Below are 15,446 nucleotides of genomic sequence, written 5' to 3'. Positions count from 1 at the left end.
GCTCATTTAAACATTACGACTAGGGGGGTATGACCGCGCCATGACCGCCAAGATCCTCGTCAGCGCCTGTCTCATGGGCCATGCGGTGCGCTATGACGGCGCGGCGAAACCGCTCTCTCATCCGGTGATTGAACGTTGGCGCGCGGAAGGACGGCTTGTGACCCTCTGTCCCGAGATGTCGGCGGGCATGCCAGTTCCGCGGCCGCCGGCGGAGATCGATGGAGGCAGGACCGGCGCGGACGTCCTTTCCGGCACGGGGCGGGTCGTCGAAAAGACCGGCAGCGATGTGAGCGGTGCGTTTCGCACGGGAGCGGAAAACGCGCTTTCTCTCGCACTTGCGACGAACTGTCGTTTCGCGTTGCTGATCGATGGCAGCCCGTCCTGCGGCTCCAGCTTCGTCTATGACGGCAGCTTCAACGGCGAGCGCGTCGCGGGTGAGGGCGTCACCGCGGTGCTCCTGCGCCAGAACGGCATCGAGGTCTTTTCCGATCGCGAGGTCGAGGTGCTGGTCGAGAGGCTTGCCGGCTACAGCGCCGCGCGTCTTATGAGACGCGCAAAGGTCGCTGTAGCGCTTTGATTTGCTGCATGTTCTTATCCTTCAATCGGCTACGATTGAAGGAAACATGCAGTAGGATGAGGCTGTCCCATAAAAGATTACGCCCCTGCTTCTCTCAGGGGCGCAACCTTTCGCCATTGCAGCGAAATGCCCGTCAGCCTTGAATTTTCCGGCCGATGGGGCAGGGAACTCCATGTATATGGTGCTAGTCTAATCTAAGTTCTAAGCCTGACGGATCAAATTCCTGTGAACCGCTGCCGGCCATCGAGGCGCTCACCGGTCCTGCGTGCGACACGATCCCGACGGCGGCGGTCTTTGCCGTCCGGTCGATGTCGGCGACCGCGGCGAGCGAGGCTTCAGAGGCGCCCGCCGCCGGATCTGCCTTCATGGCCGCGGCCTTGATGACGTCCTCCGAGGCCTTGTTGACGAAGACGACCGGCGATCCTCCGAGCCAGGCCTCGGTGCGAACCGACTTCATTTCGCCGCCGATTTCCCTGAGCTCGAGCTTGGCGGTACCGGGCGCCAGCTCGGGTACCACATAGGAGGCTTTCTTCTTGGGCTGCAGTGGCGGGCACTGCGCGCAGGAGATCGTCGCTACGCTGGAATTGACGGCCTTTCCGGACGTCACGTCCTCGACCGACGACGCTGCCGCTGTGCCGGCTGCAAGCGTAAGGGCGGCAGTGATCAGCAGGGATCGCATCGTTTTCTCCTCGAAACTATCGAGAGGAAAGTATGAGCTTTCCCTTACCTTCCCGTCAGGAGAATTGGTAAAAATTGAATGATGCCGCGAATCTGAGCAGTTAAGTCCTCTCGCGCGCCACCGCGCGCCATCCGATGTCACGCCGGTAGAAGCCGTTCTCCCAGGACACGCCAGTCACGCATGCATAGGCGGCATCCTTTGCATCGCTGACGGTTGGTCCGATGGCTGTGACGTTCAGCACACGGCCTCCGGTTGCGACCAGGCGACCGTCCTTGATCGCGGTGCCCGCATGAAACACCTTTGTCGTGGCGGATGCGCCGGGGAGGGCGCCGATCGGCGTGTTCTTCTCATAGCTCCCCGGATAGCCACGCGAAGCCATCACCACCGTCAGCGCCGCCTCGTCGTGCCATTCGATCTCCATGCCGTCGAGCGTGCCCGTCGCTGCCGCGTAAAGCAGCGGCAGAAGGTCGCTTTTCATGCGCATCATGAGGACCTGGCATTCCGGATCGCCGAAACGGACATTGTATTCGATGAGTTCCGGCCCTTTCGCGGTGATCATCAGGCCGGCGAAGAACACTCCCGTGAACGGATGTCCGCTTTCGGCCATGCCGCTTACGGTCGGCTCGATGATCTCGTTCATCGTCCGTTCGACCATCTCGGCCGTCATCACCGGAGCCGGCGAATAGGCACCCATGCCGCCGGTGTTCGGCCCGGTATCGCCGTCGCCGACGCGCTTGTGATCCTGCGCCGAGGCCAGCGGCAGCACGGTCTTGCCGTCTGAGAGGCAGAAGAAGCTTGCCTCCTCGCCATCGAGATAGGCCTCGACGACGACCTCAGCCCCAGCGGAGCCAAAGGCGCCGGAGAAGCACTCGTCGACGGCGGCAAGCGCCTCGTCGAGCGTCATCGCCACCGTGACACCCTTGCCGGCGGCGAGTCCGTCCGCCTTGATGACGATCGGCGTGCCCTGCTCGCGGACATAGGCCTTCGCCGGGTCGGCTTCGCCAAAGCGCCTATAGGCACCTGTCGGGATTCCGTATCTGGCGCAAAGATCCTTGGTGAAGCCCTTGGAACCTTCGAGCTGGGCGGCAGCGGCAGAGGGCCCGAAAACGGCGATATCGGCGGCACGGAGTACATCCGCGAGACCGGCAACAAGCGGCGCCTCGGGGCCGACCACGACGAAATCGATCGACTCCTTGCGGCAGAAGTCGACGACGGCCGCGTGGTCGTCGATGTCGAGTGCGACGATCGTCGCCTCTTCGGCGATTCCGGGATTGCCTGGTGCAGCGTACAGCGCGGTGAGCTGCGGCGATTGCGCGATCTTCCACGCAAGCGCGTGTTCGCGTCCGCCCGATCCGATCAGAAGAACCTTCATTGCCATCCCTGCCGTCAGCGCATTGATGCGCTGCGGTTAGGACGTCGGGCGGGGCAAGGTCAAGGGAAAACCGGCTCCGCGCTCAAGATTCACCAGCGCGCTTCGGAGGTCGAGCTTTGACGGCCGCTGCCGGAGCGCTCGTCGATGCGGCGCTCCTTGACGTGTTGCACCGTCCGGGTAAGGGCCCAGATCGCCAGATCGTCGAGCGAAAGCGGCTTGCTGATCAGATAGCCCTGGAAGCGGTCACAGCCGGCTGCCGTGAGCATCGCGAGCTTTTCCGGCGTATCGACGCCTTCGCCGATCACCGCCTTGTCCTTCGCATGGCAGAGTGCGATGAGCGCTTTGAGGACTGAAAGGGAGTGCGAGGCCGTGAGATTGGAAACGAGCGCCCGGTCCAGCTTGATGGTGTCCGCGGCGTAGTCGATGATCTGCTGAACCGAGGTGTAACCGGCGCCGAAGTCGTCGATCGACAGGCGGAAGCCCTTGTGGCGGAGCTCGTCGATATTCTGCCGCAACTGGTCGCTGATCTTGACGGCAAAAGTTTCCGTGAGCTCGATGTCGATCGATCGTGGTTCGAGCTGATGGCGGGCCGCGCAATTCGACAGGTGATCGCCGAGCGCGCGCGAATGCAGCTCCGCCGAAGAGATATTGATCGCCAGCACCGTATCGTCCCCGAAGATGGCCTTCAGCTGCCGGCAGTCGGACATCGCCTTGTCGATGACCCACCAGTCGATCTTGGTGAACAGACCGGAGCTTTCGGCGATCGGGACGAATTCGTCTGGCGTCACTTGGCCGAGAACGGGCGAATGCCACCGCAAAAGCGCCTCGCAGCCGGTGACTTGGCCGCGCATGTTCACGATCGGCATGTAGACCAGGCGGAATTGTTCGTCAGGATCGAGCCCGCGCAATTCCTCCTGGATCTGGCGCAGCCGGGTACGCTTGTCGTGGAGCGCGCGCGAGAAGCGGGAGGAGTGATTCTTGCCGCCGGATTTCGCCTGGTACATGGCGGCGTCTGCATTGGATATCAATTCGGCAACATTGGTCGCATCGTCCGGGCAGATGGCAACGCCGATGCTCGCCGTCACCGGGTAGCGCTTGCCGGATACTTCGAAACCGCCGTCAAACAGCGCCAGGACCGCCTTCGAGATCTCTCGGATTGCGCCTTCGCCCGGGTTAGACCGCACTAGAACCGCAAATTCGTCGCCGGAAAGGCGAGCGAGGATGGCAGGCTCCAGTTGCCGCCTTGCGGTGATGGTTTCGACCGTTTTGCCGATACGCACCGCAAGCGTCCTGAGCAGATCGTCGCCGACATCGTGGCCGTACTTGTCGTTGACGAATTTGAAATTGTCGATGTCGATGAACAGAAGGCTGCACTTCTCGCCGGAAGCGATGGCTCTCTCGACGATGCCGGCCGCAAGTGTGTTGAAGCGGCCGCGGTTGTTGATGCCGGTAAGCGTGTCCGTCCACGAGTTTTGCCGCGCGAGCCGCAGGGAATGGGCGGACTGGCGGTGAAGCTCGCGGATGTTATGGGTGAGACGCCCGATCTCGCCCGCTCCGTCCATGTCCCTGATATCATCACGCACGCCATTCATCACGGCTGTAACGTCGGCGTCGAGGCCCGCGATCGGTCCGGTGATGGAGCGCCTTATCAATAGCACGATCAAGAAAATGGAGATCAGGCTCATCGCGAGAGCACCGCAAGCAAGCAGCACCTTCCGGTGCAACGCTTCGGCTCCGAAATAGGCGTCCGGCACGACGATCGTCGCGTAGAGCTCCGTCCCGAGGGGTGCGCTTGCCGAAAGCCTGTCGGTGACGGCGAGGGGCCATGGCTGGAGAACGATATCGGCTCCATACTCCTTCTTCAGAGCTGCCTGCATCGCCAGGAACCGGTCCGGCAGGACGGCTATCTGCATCAGCAACGCACTGGCCTTGTTGCTCGGCATGGGGCGGCCGAAGGTGACCGGATCGACAAAGACGGAGTAGACGATCCGTGGCCGGTCGCCGGTGGGCTCAAGGTAGGTCAAATCGCTCAGCCGCTTGCTGGCGATCAACTTTCTTGCAAGATCGCGTTGGGGCTCGTCGATTGCGGCAAAGGGATCCCAACTGTTCTCGAAATAATATTCGGGTTCCGTTCGCGAGTTAAGCACGGCGAAGGAAAGGTAGGCTATCGGATCATCGGATAGTGATTTGATGCTCTCCTGCAGGCGCACGCCGAGCGCAGTGGCACGGTAGCGCTCGTCGGTCTCGGCGATGAATTGGCGCAGAACGTTGCCGTTCAGCAGAGCGTTGAGGAAACCCTTGCTGCGCTGGATCTCGTTCTGGAAAACGGCCGCCGCGTGCTCCAGCCGTTGCGACAGCTTCGCCTTTTCCAAAGCATGAATGGAGCGTTCCTGGGCGATGTATACCGAGAGTGCCGCGAGAAGGTAGCCTAGAAGCACGACTGGAAAGATGAGGAAGAGTGCGCGCTTGCTGAGGGTCACTGAAAATTCGCCAATGTGCTGATGATGCGCCGGCGCGCCTGGACCGACTCGATCGAAAGTTCCTGTTGGTACTGGCTCTTAGCGAGTGCATCCGCCGACGGATAAATTTCCGGGTTGGAGCGCTGGGTCTCCGGCATAAGCTTCAGCGCCGCACTGCTTGAGGTCGGCATTGTCAAGGCCAGCGCATTGGCGGCGGCCCCGTCCGGCGAGCCGATGAAGTTCAGAAATTCCAGCGCCCGCTGCTTGTGGGGCGAGCCAGCGGTGACGGACACGCAATCGATCCACGAAAGCGTGCCTTCCTTCGGGACCGAATAACGCCATAGCCCCGGCGTGCCCACCTTGTCATTGAGGACGTACTGATCGCCGCTGTATCCAAGCGCCATATGGATTTCTTTGCCGATTTTCGGATCCTGGATGGCGGTGACGACATAGTCGTAGGTGAGCACGAATGGCGCCTGCGCCTTCAGGAGTTCGAAGGCGGCCTTCAGCGTTTCGGTGTCATTTGCATTGATCGAAGCGCCAAGCAGCATCAGCGGCGCTATGAAGCCCTCGCTATGGTCGTCAAACATGGCGATATGCTTCTTGAGCGACAATGCCGGGCGCATCAGTTCCTGCCATGAAGTCGGAGGCTGCGTGACGACGTCCGAGCGATAGAGGATGCCGACAGTACCCCAGAAATAGGGAAGACCGTATCCGGAGCAGCGCCGGCGCCATTCCGGGGCATAATCTTTGAGGGCCGGCAGATTGGCATCGGTAAGCGGCTCGAGAATGCCCCGCTTGCCGAAAAGCGGCGCGCCGTTCTCGCCGACGAGGACCACGTCGATATTGCTGGCCGGATCGGCGAGAATCTCGTCGCGGGCATCGCCGCTGTCGAAATGTATCTGACGGATTGAGACACCCGTCTCCTGTGTCCACCGGTCGATCAGGCCCTGGTCGATATAGGCTTCCCAGATCAATAGGTTGAGCGTCTCGGCACGGCTCGCGGTTCCGCAAAGCAATGTTGCCACGAAGACGGATATAACCGCGCGCTTTCTCATTCTCCGCCCCCGCCGAGATCCCACTTACCAAGATTAGGCGGCAATAATTTAGGAATGCTTACGGGCAGGCGAGGCCCGTCGATCCGCTGACGATGGCCGGCCTATCGCGACGGTATTTTCGGCAGGAAAATGGTGAAGATGCCGAGCAGCGGCAGATATGAGCAGAGCATGTAGACGAATTCGATGCCATGGCTGTCGGCGAAGACGCCGAGCACCGCAGCCCCCATGCCGCCGAAGCCGAAGGCAAAGCCGAAGAAGACGCCGGCGATGAGGCCGACGCGCCCCGGCACGAGCTCCTGGGCGAAGACAACGATCGCAGAGAAGGCCGACGAGAAGACGAGGCCGATCACCACGCTGAGCACTCCTGTCCAGAAAAGATTCGCATAGGGAAGCATTAGCGCGAAGGGAATGACGCCGAGGATCGACAGCCAGATGACGAAACGCGCCCCATAGCGATCGCCGATCGGCCCGCCGAGGAAGGTTCCGGCCGCCGCCGATCCGAGAAAGAGGAACAGCATCAGTTGCGCCTGCTGGACACTGGTGCCGAATTTCTCGATCACGAAAAAGGTGAAGTAGCTGGAGATGCTGGCGAGGTAGACGTTCTTCGTCGCCGTCAGCAGGACGAGGATGGCGACCGTCCAGAGGACGCGGCCCTTGGGCAGGGGCAGGGCCCGGCTCGGGGCGGCACGGCTCATGGTCGAGCGGCGATGCCGGACGTACCAGGTGCTCACCCAGGACAGCACGAAGAAGCCGGTAACGGCGACGATCGAGAACCAGCCGAGGCTTCCCTGGCCGAAGGGCAGGACGATGAAGGCGGCAAGAAGCGGGCCGAGCGCGCTGCCGGCGTTGCCGCCGACCTGAAACAGCGATTGCGCCAGCCCGTGGCGACCGCCCGAGGCGAGCCGGGCGACCCGCGAGGACTCCGGATGGAATATCGCCGAACCGACCCCGATCAGGCTTGCCGCAAGAAGGAGCATCCAGAAATGATCGGCACTGGCGAGCAGGAGAAGTCCCGAACAGGTCGACAGCATCGCGACCGGCAAGGTGTAGGGGAGGGCCCAGCGGTCTGTGACGATCCCGACAGCCGGCTGCAGCATCGAGGCGGTGATCTGGAACGTGAAGGTCAGAAGGCCGATCTGCACGAAGTCCAGTGCGTAGTTCGCCTTGAGCAGCGGATAGAGCGCCGTCAACAGCGATTGCATGATGTCGTTCAGCATATGGCAGAAGCTGACTGCCAGAATGACGGAAAAGGCCGTCTTTTCCGGATTGATGCTGCCCGCCGTGACCGAAGACATGAAGTGTTTCCTTCCGAACGGCTCGCTTCGGAGCCTTTGGTCCATGTGTAGACGGCTTGTTGCTGGCCTGCTTTTGTGATTTGGTCGAATTCTTTCGCGAGTGGGCCAAATGCTGAAATCCAACCGACATTACCTGCCGAAACTGCCCGATGCGGATCACTTCAGGAGCCTGGAGTGGATCGAGAAGGCGAATGCGCCGGTCCTGGCGATCGGCAAGGATTATGGCTGCGGGCTGATGGTGCCGCCGCACAGCCACACGCGCACACAGCTCTGGTGGGCGCGTTCGGGCGTGGTTCTCGTACACACGCCGGGCGGCCGATGGATGATCCCTCCGGGTCACGCCTTGCTCATTCCTGCCGGCATGGAGCACTCGGCCGAGATGGTCAGCGACGTTCGCATGCATTCGATCTACATTTCGGCGATGAGCCTGGCGCGACGGCCGTTGGTGCTGGAGGTCTCGGCGCTGGCCGGCAGCCTCATCGATGAACTGGTCCGCATAGAGAACGAAACTTCTTCAGAACGGCGCGAGCAACTGATCATGGACCTGCTGCTCGAGGAAATTCCCCGCCTCGCAGAGCGGCGGCTCGGCCTTCCGTTTCCGCAGGACCGCAGCCTTGCCAGCCTCTGCCGGAAGTTCCTGGAGGCGCCTTCGGCCAGCGCCAATATCGATCAGTGGGCCGGCAGCCTCGGTATCAGCCGGCGTTCCTTCACGCGGTTCTTCCGGCGCGAGACGGGCATCAGCTTCGTCACGTGGCGCCAGCAGGCCTGCATCTTCGCCTCGCTGCCGCGCATTGCCGATGGCGAACCGATCACCACCGTAGCGCTCGATGCCGGCTACGAGAATGTGGCGGCTTTCACCACCATGTTCCGCCGCATGCTGGGTGCCGCGCCGAGCCTTTATCTTCGCGGCCGCGATGTCTGACCGCGAAGGTTCATTGCTGCCGCTTGACCGGCCGGCTCAGCGGGGTCAAACAGGGGTCATGAACAGCTCATCCGTCGATTCCGGCCGCGTGCGCGATGCGCCGTCGAAGAACTGGGTTTACCGCGTGCTGCCGCGGGCGCTCTGGCCCTACGCGCAACTCGCCCGCTGGGACCGGCCGATCGGCTGGCAATTGCTGATGTGGCCATGCCTCTGGTCAGCCGCGCTGGCGGCCGGTGCCGCAGCCGCGCTTGGCAGCTTCTCCCCGGCTCGCTTCCTCTTCCATGTCTTTCTTTTCGTCGCCGGGGCGATCGCCATGCGCGGCGCCGGCTGCACCTACAACGACATCATCGATCACGAGATCGATATGGAAGTGGCCCGCACGCGTTCGCGGCCGTTGCCCTCCGGCCGCGTGTCGCGGTCCCAAGCAAAGGCTTTCATGGTGTTGCAGGCACTCCTGGGTCTCGTCATCCTGCTGCAGTTCAACGCCTTCACGGTTTTTCTCGGCATCGCCTCGCTGGGCCTGGTGGCAATCTATCCTTTCGCCAAGCGCTTCACCGACTGGCCGCAATTCTTTCTCGGCCTGGCATTTTCCTGGGGCGCCATCATGGGCTGGTCGGCGGAATTCGGGTCGCTGTCGTTTTCCGCCGTGCTCCTCTACGCCGCGGCAATTGCCTGGACCATTGGTTACGATACGATCTATGCCTACCAGGACCGGGAGGACGACGCATTGATCGGTGTCCGCTCGACGGCGCGCCGCTTCGGCGACAATCCGCGGCCCTGGCTGATAGGGCTTTACGGCCTGACCGTCCTTTTGATGTTTTTTGCATTCCTGGCGGCCGGCGCCGGGTTCTTCGCCCATCTCGGGCTCTTGGTTGCGGCTGTCATGCTCGCCTATCAGATCCGGGTGCTGAACATCCACGATGCTGAACAGTGCCTTGCGCTCTTCAAATTCAATGGTGTCGTCGGGCTGATCGTCTTTGCCGGGCTCGTGCTCGCGCTTCTCCTGCGGTTGATATGAAATCCTCTGGAACGTCTGAGGATACGAATCTCGTAGGCCGATCACGCCCAGCTTGCTTCGGCCTCCGCCTTGCGCCGCTTGGCCGCGGTGTACGTGCGAAATGCGGCCCGAAGGGTGACGAGGGTGGCGAGCAGGTGCTTGCGCATCAGGAACTCCTTCATCCGTTTGCTTGGCTATGCGCCGCTTGTGGCACGATGAAGGTGGCGCCTGCTGTACCCGTCGTAACATTTGCCGCGGCGGAGGCTGCAGGTTGCTTCCGCACGACAACAAAAAAGCCGGCCGCAGGGATCGGCCGGCTTCTTGAACTGGAGATGGAGGATGGTGGTCAGTGCCGGGCGATGATCTCGCGGCCGTCGATTTTCATCTGCACGCCGAGCTTGCCGGTGGAGCGGCGCACGAGGAAGCGCGGCCGGCGTTCGGCGAAGAAGGAGTGGCGCCGGCGCGGCTTCACCGGTGCGGTGCGGATTTCGCCGAGATGTTCTTCCAGCGGCCGGGCAACCCCGTCCGCTTCGACCATCAGCATCGGGATGCGATAGGCTTCGGCCCAGGAACGCCAATCGGCCGCAATGTCCGAAAGATCGTGCGCGACGAGCAATGGAATGCAAAGATCCGGATCGTCGTGATGGAGCTCGAGCGTCACAGTTACCTCCCCGTTGCCATGGTCGATGGCCCGCGCTGCCACACCCTTGAAAGCTCGCGCCGGCAAGGCGATCGAAAGGGGCAGGCCGCTGGATGGTAGCACCTTGCGCAGGACGGCGCCACGCTGGTCGAGGCTGATGCTCACATTGCCCACATCGCCGCGCAGGGCATAGGTCGCCTGCTGCGGAAAACGCTTCGGGTCGAGCCGCAGCGTATTTCCTACCCACGCCGGTTGAGAGAGTGTGTTGCGCATTTTCATTTCGCCCTTGTTTTCCTTGAGAGCCGGTTCCCGGTCTTCTTCGCGGGACGTTTTCGTCCTCTATGGGCGGGAGGATAGGCGGCCCCTCTTCCGGGTGACTTAAAAATCGCGGTTAAAAAAACTTTGCGTTGCCCGATGGTTAGCAAAAGCCGAGGTGGCAAGGTTTCTCTTTCGTCAACGGAATTGCCGGCATTTTGCGGGTCGGCGGACAGCGGGCCGAAAAGCCACGCGCAAGCCTGTTGATCCAGTTTCCGGCGATCGGAATATCCATCGGGGATGCTGCGCGCCGGCTGTCCCCGATCCTTGTTGGCGGGGCAGCGCGCATGGTTTCGACCTATCTCGACTACAATCTCATCGCGCGGGACATGAAGGTCAGCCTGAAACGCGTGTCGGAGCAGACGGTCGTCGCCCGCGACACGCAATACTACAAGGAGAACATCGGCAATGTGAGCTCGGTCGACGGGTTTCTCGACGACTTCCGGCTCTACTCCTACGCGATGACGGCCTTTGGCCTCGGGGACATGATCGATTCGGTCGCCTTCATGCGAAAGGTGCTCGAAAGCGACCTCTCCGACACGAGCAGCTTCGCCAATAGCCTGACGGACGACCGCTACCGCGAATTCGCCCTGGCCTACAGCTTCAGCAGCGGGACCGCTGTGTCGCAGACGGAGGCGCAGCTCGACGAGATCATCGGCCTCTACGACACGAGCATTCTGAACATCGAGGAGACGCAGAAGGAAGAGACCCGCTACTACAACGTAATGATCGACAAGATCACCAGCGTCGATCAGCTCCTCAACAACGATCGGCTGAGAGCCTATGTCTTCACCGCCTTCGGCGTCGACGAGAGCACCTATTCCCGCCAGACGATCCGTAGCGTCCTCTCCAGCAGCGCCAACGATACGAGCAGCTACGAGAACACGGTGATTGCTCCGAAGCTTTCCGAACTCGAAACCGCCAAGGCAGCGGCGGAAGCGCAATTGACTGCGGGCGGCCTCACCGACGCGGAAGAGGCGGAACTCGAGAGCAAGATAACGACCTACACGAATTCCATTGCCACGCTGAACAACTATACCGACCTCGCCGCTGCCTTCGACTTTGGTTCCGACGGCACGGTGACCGCGGGTGCGGCGCAGACCGACGAAAACAAGCTTGCCATCAACGACCTCTATGTCTCCAGCAATTCCCGCGTTACGTCACAGGCGGCGCTGCTGAACAAGGCCTATTTCGAGGAGACGATCGCGAGTATCACCACCGTCACTGAGCTCCTCGCGGATACACGCCTCTACAATTACATCAGGACCGCTTTCGACCTCGACGAGGTGACGATCGTTTCCGCGACGATCAAGAACATCCTGACGAGCGACCCGGATGACCCCGACAGCTATGTCAACACGATCGGCGGTGGCGACGCGAACTATCTGGCGCTGGCCAATGCCTTCAATTTCCAGGAGGACGGCACGCTGGCCGTCGGCGACAGCGCGCAGACTGCGGCGCAGACGACGCTGACCTCCAACCGCTACATGACGCGCTACAACGACAAGGACGACGAAGCGGACGAAAAGGCCGTCAGTGCCTACAAGAACGCTGTGGCCAGCATGACGTCCCTCGACGATTTCATCGGGTCTGCGTCGATCTATGATTTCGCCCTCAAGGCCGTCGGACTGGACCCCGACACGGCAAGCACGCGGACCATCAAGCGCGTCCTCACCAGCGACCTCACCGATCCGAAAAGCTACGTCTACACGCTCAAGGACGAGCGATACGTGACGCTTGCCAAACTGTTCAACTTTACGACAGAGGGCGAGATCGGCCCGCCTGCTCTGGCTCAAGCGGAAACGCAAATCCAGGAAACCGCGAAGAACTATATCGTCATCAAGTCCCGTTTTGGGTCGGATGAGGACAAGGCCGAGGCCGAAGAGGAAAGCGAATATTATACGGCCGGGGTCGCCAAACTTTCCTCGCTCGACGAATTCCTGGCCGACGACCGTCTCGTCACCATAGCGCTCGAGGCGAACGGCATCGACCCTGAGGGCGTGACGACCGATTTCCTCCGCGACATCTTCGCTTCCGATCTCGATGATTCGCAGAGCTTCGTCAACGAACAGGAAAATTCCGCCGCCTACATCTCGCTCGTTGCCTCCTTCAATTTCGACAGCGAGGGAAACGTGCTGCGCGATGACAAGGACAGCATCGTCACACGCCACGGGCTATACGAGACGCTTGATCAATATCTCCACCAAACCTTGGAAGAACAAGCTGGCGAGAACAATGAAGGCGTGCGCCTGGCACTCTATTTCGAGCGCAAGGCCGGCACGCTTGTCGACGCCTACGACCTTCTGGCCGACGACGCGCTCGCCGAGGTATTCCGCACGATCTTCAGCCTGCCCGACGAGTTCAGCACCATGGACATCGACCAGCAGGCGAAGATCGTCGAGAAGAACCTCGATCTCGAGAAGCTGAGCGACCCGGCCGAATTGAAGAAGCTGCTGGCGCGCTTTGCCGTGCTTTACGATCTGGAGAATAACACCGAAGTCGACCCGGCCGTGTCGGTGCTCACGAGCAGCGGCAGCAGCGTCGGCATCAGCGCCGACACGCTCTATACGCTGTCTCAGCTCAGGATGGGCGGGTAAGCGCCGCTTCCTCTTCCTGCTGCAGCACCTTGTCCGGATTCATGATTCCGGCCGGGTCGAAGGCACGCTTGATCCGCCGCATCAGCTCGATCTCGATCGGCGAGCGGATGGCCGCGAGCTCGTCGCGCTTCAACTGGCCGATGCCGTGCTCGGCCGAAATCGATCCATTGTATTTCAGCACGATGGCGTGAACGATGGCGTTCACTTCGCGCCAGCGGGCCAGAAAGGCTTCGCGGTCCGCGCCGACCGGCTGGGAAATGTTGTAGTGGATGTTGCCGTCACCCATGTGGCCGAAGGCGCAGATGCGCGCATCGGGGATCGCCGTCATCACCGCCGCGTCCGCTTCCGCCATGAAGGCAGGAATGCTCGACACCGGCACCGAAACGTCATGCTTGATCGAGCCGCCTTCGGGCTTCTGGGCCGGAGACATGCTCTCGCGCATGTGCCAGAGTGCCTTTCGCTGCGCTTCGCTCTGGGCGATGACGGCATTTTCGATGACACCGTCGTCGACACCTGCCTCGAGCAGGCTTTGCACCATCCGCTCTGCGCTTCCGGCGGAGTCCGAGGTGGAGATATCGATCAGCGCATACCAGGGGTGGCTCGTTTCCATCGGATCGCGAACGCCCGGTATGTGGCGGGTGGTAAATTCGATGCCGAGCCTCGGCATCAGCTCGAAGCCGGTCAAGGCGGGGCCGCACAGGCTAGATGCCCGGTCGAAGAGGGCGAGCGCGTCTTCGACGCTTGCGAACCCGGCAAAGGCGACCTGATGGCCGCGCGGCTTCGGGAACAGCTTCAGGACGGCGCCGGTGATGACGCCAAGCGTTCCTTCCGCGCCGATGAAAAGATCGCGCAGATCATAGCCGGTATTGTCCTTCTTGAGCCGCCTCAGGCCATCCCAGACTTCTCCGGTGGGCAGCACGACCTCCAGCCCCAGGCAGAGCTGTCGCATGTTGCCATAGGCAAGCACCGCGGTGCCGCCGGCATTGGTCGAGAGATTGCCGCCGATTCGCGCCGAGCCTTCCGAGCCGAGCGACAAGGGGAACAGGCGATCGACGTCGTCCGCCGCTTTCTGGATATCCGCGAGAATGCAGCCGGCGTCGGCAACGATGACATTGCCGACAGTGTCGATGTCGCGGATGCGGTTCAGCCGCTCGAGCGAAAGCACCACGTCGGTCTTGCCTTCGCGCGGGATCTGGCCCGCCACGTGGCCGGTATTTCCGCCCTGCGGCACGATCGGCGTTTGTGTTTGGCTGGCGAGCCGCAGGATGCGCGAGACTTCATCGACGGAACCGGGTTTCAGCACCAGCGGCGTCGTGCCGCGGTATAGGCCGCGCGATTCGACGAGGTAGGGCGCCGTCTCCGCCGGTCCGGTCAGCGCATTGCCGGGGCCGACGACGTCGGTGAAGGAAGCGATCAGTTCGGGAGAAGGAATTGTCGTCATGATCCTGCCTGGGATTTCTATTGCCGAAACAGCCGGGCTGCGCACGTCTCGCGCGTCCGGTCAGATCCTTGGCGCGGCCGCCCGCTCCAGTCGATCGACGATCGCTTCACCGAGGCCATTGTTCGGGACCGGGCCGAAAGCGATGGTCGCAGCACCGCTCGCATCCGCCTTTTTCATATAGTCGAAAAGATTGGCGGCGGCTTCCCTGAGATTTCCGCTCGGGCTGAGGTCGAGCACGATCGCCGCGGCGCTTTCGCCGGGTAGTGCGTTGCCGCCGAAGCGGATCAGCGCCTCGCCTTTGCGGACGTCCTTCGCATTGAGCCGCACCGCGGCGCCCGGGGCATAATGCGAGGCAAGCATGCCAGGCGCTTCGATGGTCGCGCCCGCCGCTTCCGGCCGTTCGACGGGAAGGGCGGCGAGCGCCTCGATGTCCGTCGCGTCGAGGCCGCCCGGCCGAAGCAGCCGGAGCCTGTCGTCTTCGACCTTGATGATCGTCGACTCGAGGCCGATTTCGGCCGGGCCCGCATCGAGGATCAGCTTCAGCTTGGAGCCGAGGTCCGTTTCCACATGCGCCGCGCTGGTCGGACTGATCCTACCCGAAGTATTGGCGCTCGGGGCCGCCAGCGGCCGTCCGAAATGTGCAATGACCCGCCGGGAGAAACCCTCGGGCATGCGGATCCCGAGCGTGTCGAGGCCGGCGGAGGCAAGCGCATGCACGGTGCTTTCCGGCCGCTGCGGCAGGATCAGCGTCAATGGTCCCGGCCAGAAGGCTTCTGCGAGGCGCCGGGAGATAGGATCGAACGTCACATGCGCTTCGGCCATCCTCACGTCCGAGACATGGCAGATCAGCGGATTGAAGCGCGGCCGGCCCTTCATCTCGTAGATGCGGCTGATCGCATCGGCATTCGTCGCATCCGCCGCAAGCCCGTAGACGGTTTCCGTCGGGATTGCGACGGGATCGCCTTCGGAAAGCACCGCGCAGGCCTTCACGATTGCTCGATCCGGTTCGATGCGCGTGTCGATGATTTCGGCCATGGCGGTTCTGATCCTTTCCATCGCTTCCTTAACGGAGGAGCAGGAAAAACAGAACGACT

General features: G+C 62.0%; 12 protein-coding genes. 4 read left to right on the top strand and 8 right to left on the bottom strand.

Annotation, left to right across the window (positions count from 1 at the left end):
* Positions 1 to 40: 40 nt before the first annotated feature.
* A complete protein-coding gene (locus AU381_RS07860) occupies positions 41 to 577 on the top strand; it encodes a 2-thiouracil desulfurase family protein (protein WP_064241182.1) in 537 nt (178 codons plus the stop codon).
* Positions 578 to 761: 184 nt separating this feature from the next.
* Here AU381_RS07860 and AU381_RS07855 read toward each other — a convergent pair whose 3' ends face one another.
* The 5 genes from AU381_RS07855 to AU381_RS07835 all read right to left on the bottom strand — a co-directional run bounded on the left by AU381_RS07855 (position 762) and on the right by AU381_RS07835 (position 7,440).
* On the bottom strand, positions 762 to 1,256 hold the full coding sequence (locus AU381_RS07855) for a plant virulence effector HPE1-like domain-containing protein (protein WP_064241181.1): 495 nt from the start codon (positions 1,254 to 1,256) through the stop codon (positions 762 to 764).
* Between the two features lie 100 nt (positions 1,257 to 1,356).
* Positions 1,357 to 2,628, bottom strand: coding sequence for a phosphoribosylamine--glycine ligase (purD, locus tag AU381_RS07850; protein WP_064241180.1), 1,272 nt, complete (start codon positions 2,626 to 2,628; stop codon positions 1,357 to 1,359).
* Between the two features lie 89 nt (positions 2,629 to 2,717).
* Positions 2,718 to 5,108, bottom strand: coding sequence for a putative bifunctional diguanylate cyclase/phosphodiesterase (locus tag AU381_RS07845; RefSeq protein ID WP_064241179.1), 2,391 nt, complete (start codon positions 5,106 to 5,108; stop codon positions 2,718 to 2,720).
* Complete coding sequence (locus AU381_RS07840) at positions 5,105 to 6,145, bottom strand: polyamine ABC transporter substrate-binding protein (protein ID WP_064241178.1); 1,041 nt, start codon at positions 6,143 to 6,145, stop codon at positions 5,105 to 5,107. The genes AU381_RS07845 and AU381_RS07840 overlap by 4 nt, the downstream gene beginning before the upstream one ends.
* 101 nt (positions 6,146 to 6,246) lie before the next feature.
* Positions 6,247 to 7,440 (bottom strand): MFS transporter, encoded by a 1,194-nt coding sequence (locus AU381_RS07835; RefSeq protein ID WP_064241177.1) that lies wholly within the window; start codon positions 7,438 to 7,440, stop codon positions 6,247 to 6,249.
* A 109-nt stretch (positions 7,441 to 7,549) separates the two neighbouring features.
* On the opposite strand from AU381_RS07835, the gene AU381_RS07830 reads away from it, so the two are divergent.
* Together AU381_RS07830 and ubiA are read left to right on the top strand one after the other, a co-directional pair.
* The gene (locus AU381_RS07830) at positions 7,550 to 8,362 is read left to right on the top strand and encodes an AraC family transcriptional regulator (RefSeq protein WP_064241176.1); all 813 of its coding nucleotides are present in this window, start codon (positions 7,550 to 7,552) and stop codon (positions 8,360 to 8,362) included.
* Positions 8,363 to 8,420: 58 nt separating this feature from the next.
* Positions 8,421 to 9,380 (top strand): 4-hydroxybenzoate octaprenyltransferase, encoded by a 960-nt coding sequence (gene ubiA / locus AU381_RS07825; RefSeq protein WP_064241175.1) that lies wholly within the window; start codon positions 8,421 to 8,423, stop codon positions 9,378 to 9,380.
* 325 nt (positions 9,381 to 9,705) lie between these two features.
* On the opposite strand, the gene AU381_RS07820 is transcribed toward ubiA, so the two are convergent.
* Positions 9,706 to 10,272, bottom strand: coding sequence for a DUF6101 family protein (locus AU381_RS07820; RefSeq protein WP_064241859.1), 567 nt, complete (start codon positions 10,270 to 10,272; stop codon positions 9,706 to 9,708).
* 329 nt (positions 10,273 to 10,601) lie between these two features.
* On the opposite strand from AU381_RS07820, the gene AU381_RS07815 reads away from it, so the two are divergent.
* Positions 10,602 to 12,911, top strand: a complete 2,310-nt coding sequence (locus AU381_RS07815) for a DUF1217 domain-containing protein (RefSeq protein WP_064241858.1) — start codon at positions 10,602 to 10,604, stop codon at positions 12,909 to 12,911.
* On the opposite strand, the gene AU381_RS07810 is transcribed toward AU381_RS07815, so the two are convergent.
* Positions 12,895 to 14,352 (bottom strand): FAD-binding oxidoreductase, encoded by a 1,458-nt coding sequence (locus tag AU381_RS07810; protein ID WP_064241174.1) that lies wholly within the window; start codon positions 14,350 to 14,352, stop codon positions 12,895 to 12,897. The two genes, AU381_RS07815 and AU381_RS07810, sit on opposite strands and share 17 nt — an antisense overlap.
* A gap of 60 nt (positions 14,353 to 14,412) precedes the next feature.
* Positions 14,413 to 15,387, bottom strand: coding sequence for an L-threonylcarbamoyladenylate synthase (locus AU381_RS07805; protein WP_064241857.1), 975 nt, complete (start codon positions 15,385 to 15,387; stop codon positions 14,413 to 14,415).
* Positions 15,388 to 15,446: the final 59 nt, after the last annotated feature.

This window comes from Sinorhizobium glycinis (assembly GCF_001651865.1).
GTDB lineage: Bacteria > Pseudomonadota > Alphaproteobacteria > Rhizobiales > Rhizobiaceae > Sinorhizobium > Sinorhizobium glycinis.
The sequence above is the reverse complement of the archived record's forward strand: the minus strand, read 5'-3'. Positions and strand labels throughout refer to the sequence as shown.

Excerpts from the sequence above, each read along its gene's own strand:
- AU381_RS07860 (WP_064241182.1), top strand. The coding sequence starts at position 41 with ATGACCGCCAAGATCCTCGTCAGCGCCTGTCTCATGGGCCATGCGGTG.
- AU381_RS07855 (WP_064241181.1), bottom strand. The coding sequence starts at position 1,256 with ATGCGATCCCTGCTGATCACTGCCGCCCTTACGCTTGCAGCCGGCACA.
- purD (WP_064241180.1), bottom strand. The coding sequence starts at position 2,628 with ATGAAGGTTCTTCTGATCGGATCGGGCGGACGCGAACACGCGCTTGCG.
- AU381_RS07840 (WP_064241178.1), bottom strand. The coding sequence starts at position 6,145 with ATGAGAAAGCGCGCGGTTATATCCGTCTTCGTGGCAACATTGCTTTGC.
- AU381_RS07835 (WP_064241177.1), bottom strand. The coding sequence starts at position 7,440 with ATGTCTTCGGTCACGGCGGGCAGCATCAATCCGGAAAAGACGGCCTTT.
- AU381_RS07830 (WP_064241176.1), top strand. The coding sequence starts at position 7,550 with ATGCTGAAATCCAACCGACATTACCTGCCGAAACTGCCCGATGCGGAT.
- ubiA (WP_064241175.1), top strand. The coding sequence starts at position 8,421 with ATGAACAGCTCATCCGTCGATTCCGGCCGCGTGCGCGATGCGCCGTCG.
- AU381_RS07820 (WP_064241859.1), bottom strand. The coding sequence starts at position 10,272 with ATGCGCAACACACTCTCTCAACCGGCGTGGGTAGGAAATACGCTGCGG.
- AU381_RS07815 (WP_064241858.1), top strand. The coding sequence starts at position 10,602 with ATGGTTTCGACCTATCTCGACTACAATCTCATCGCGCGGGACATGAAG.
- AU381_RS07810 (WP_064241174.1), bottom strand. The coding sequence starts at position 14,352 with ATGACGACAATTCCTTCTCCCGAACTGATCGCTTCCTTCACCGACGTC.
- AU381_RS07805 (WP_064241857.1), bottom strand. The coding sequence starts at position 15,387 with ATGGCCGAAATCATCGACACGCGCATCGAACCGGATCGAGCAATCGTG.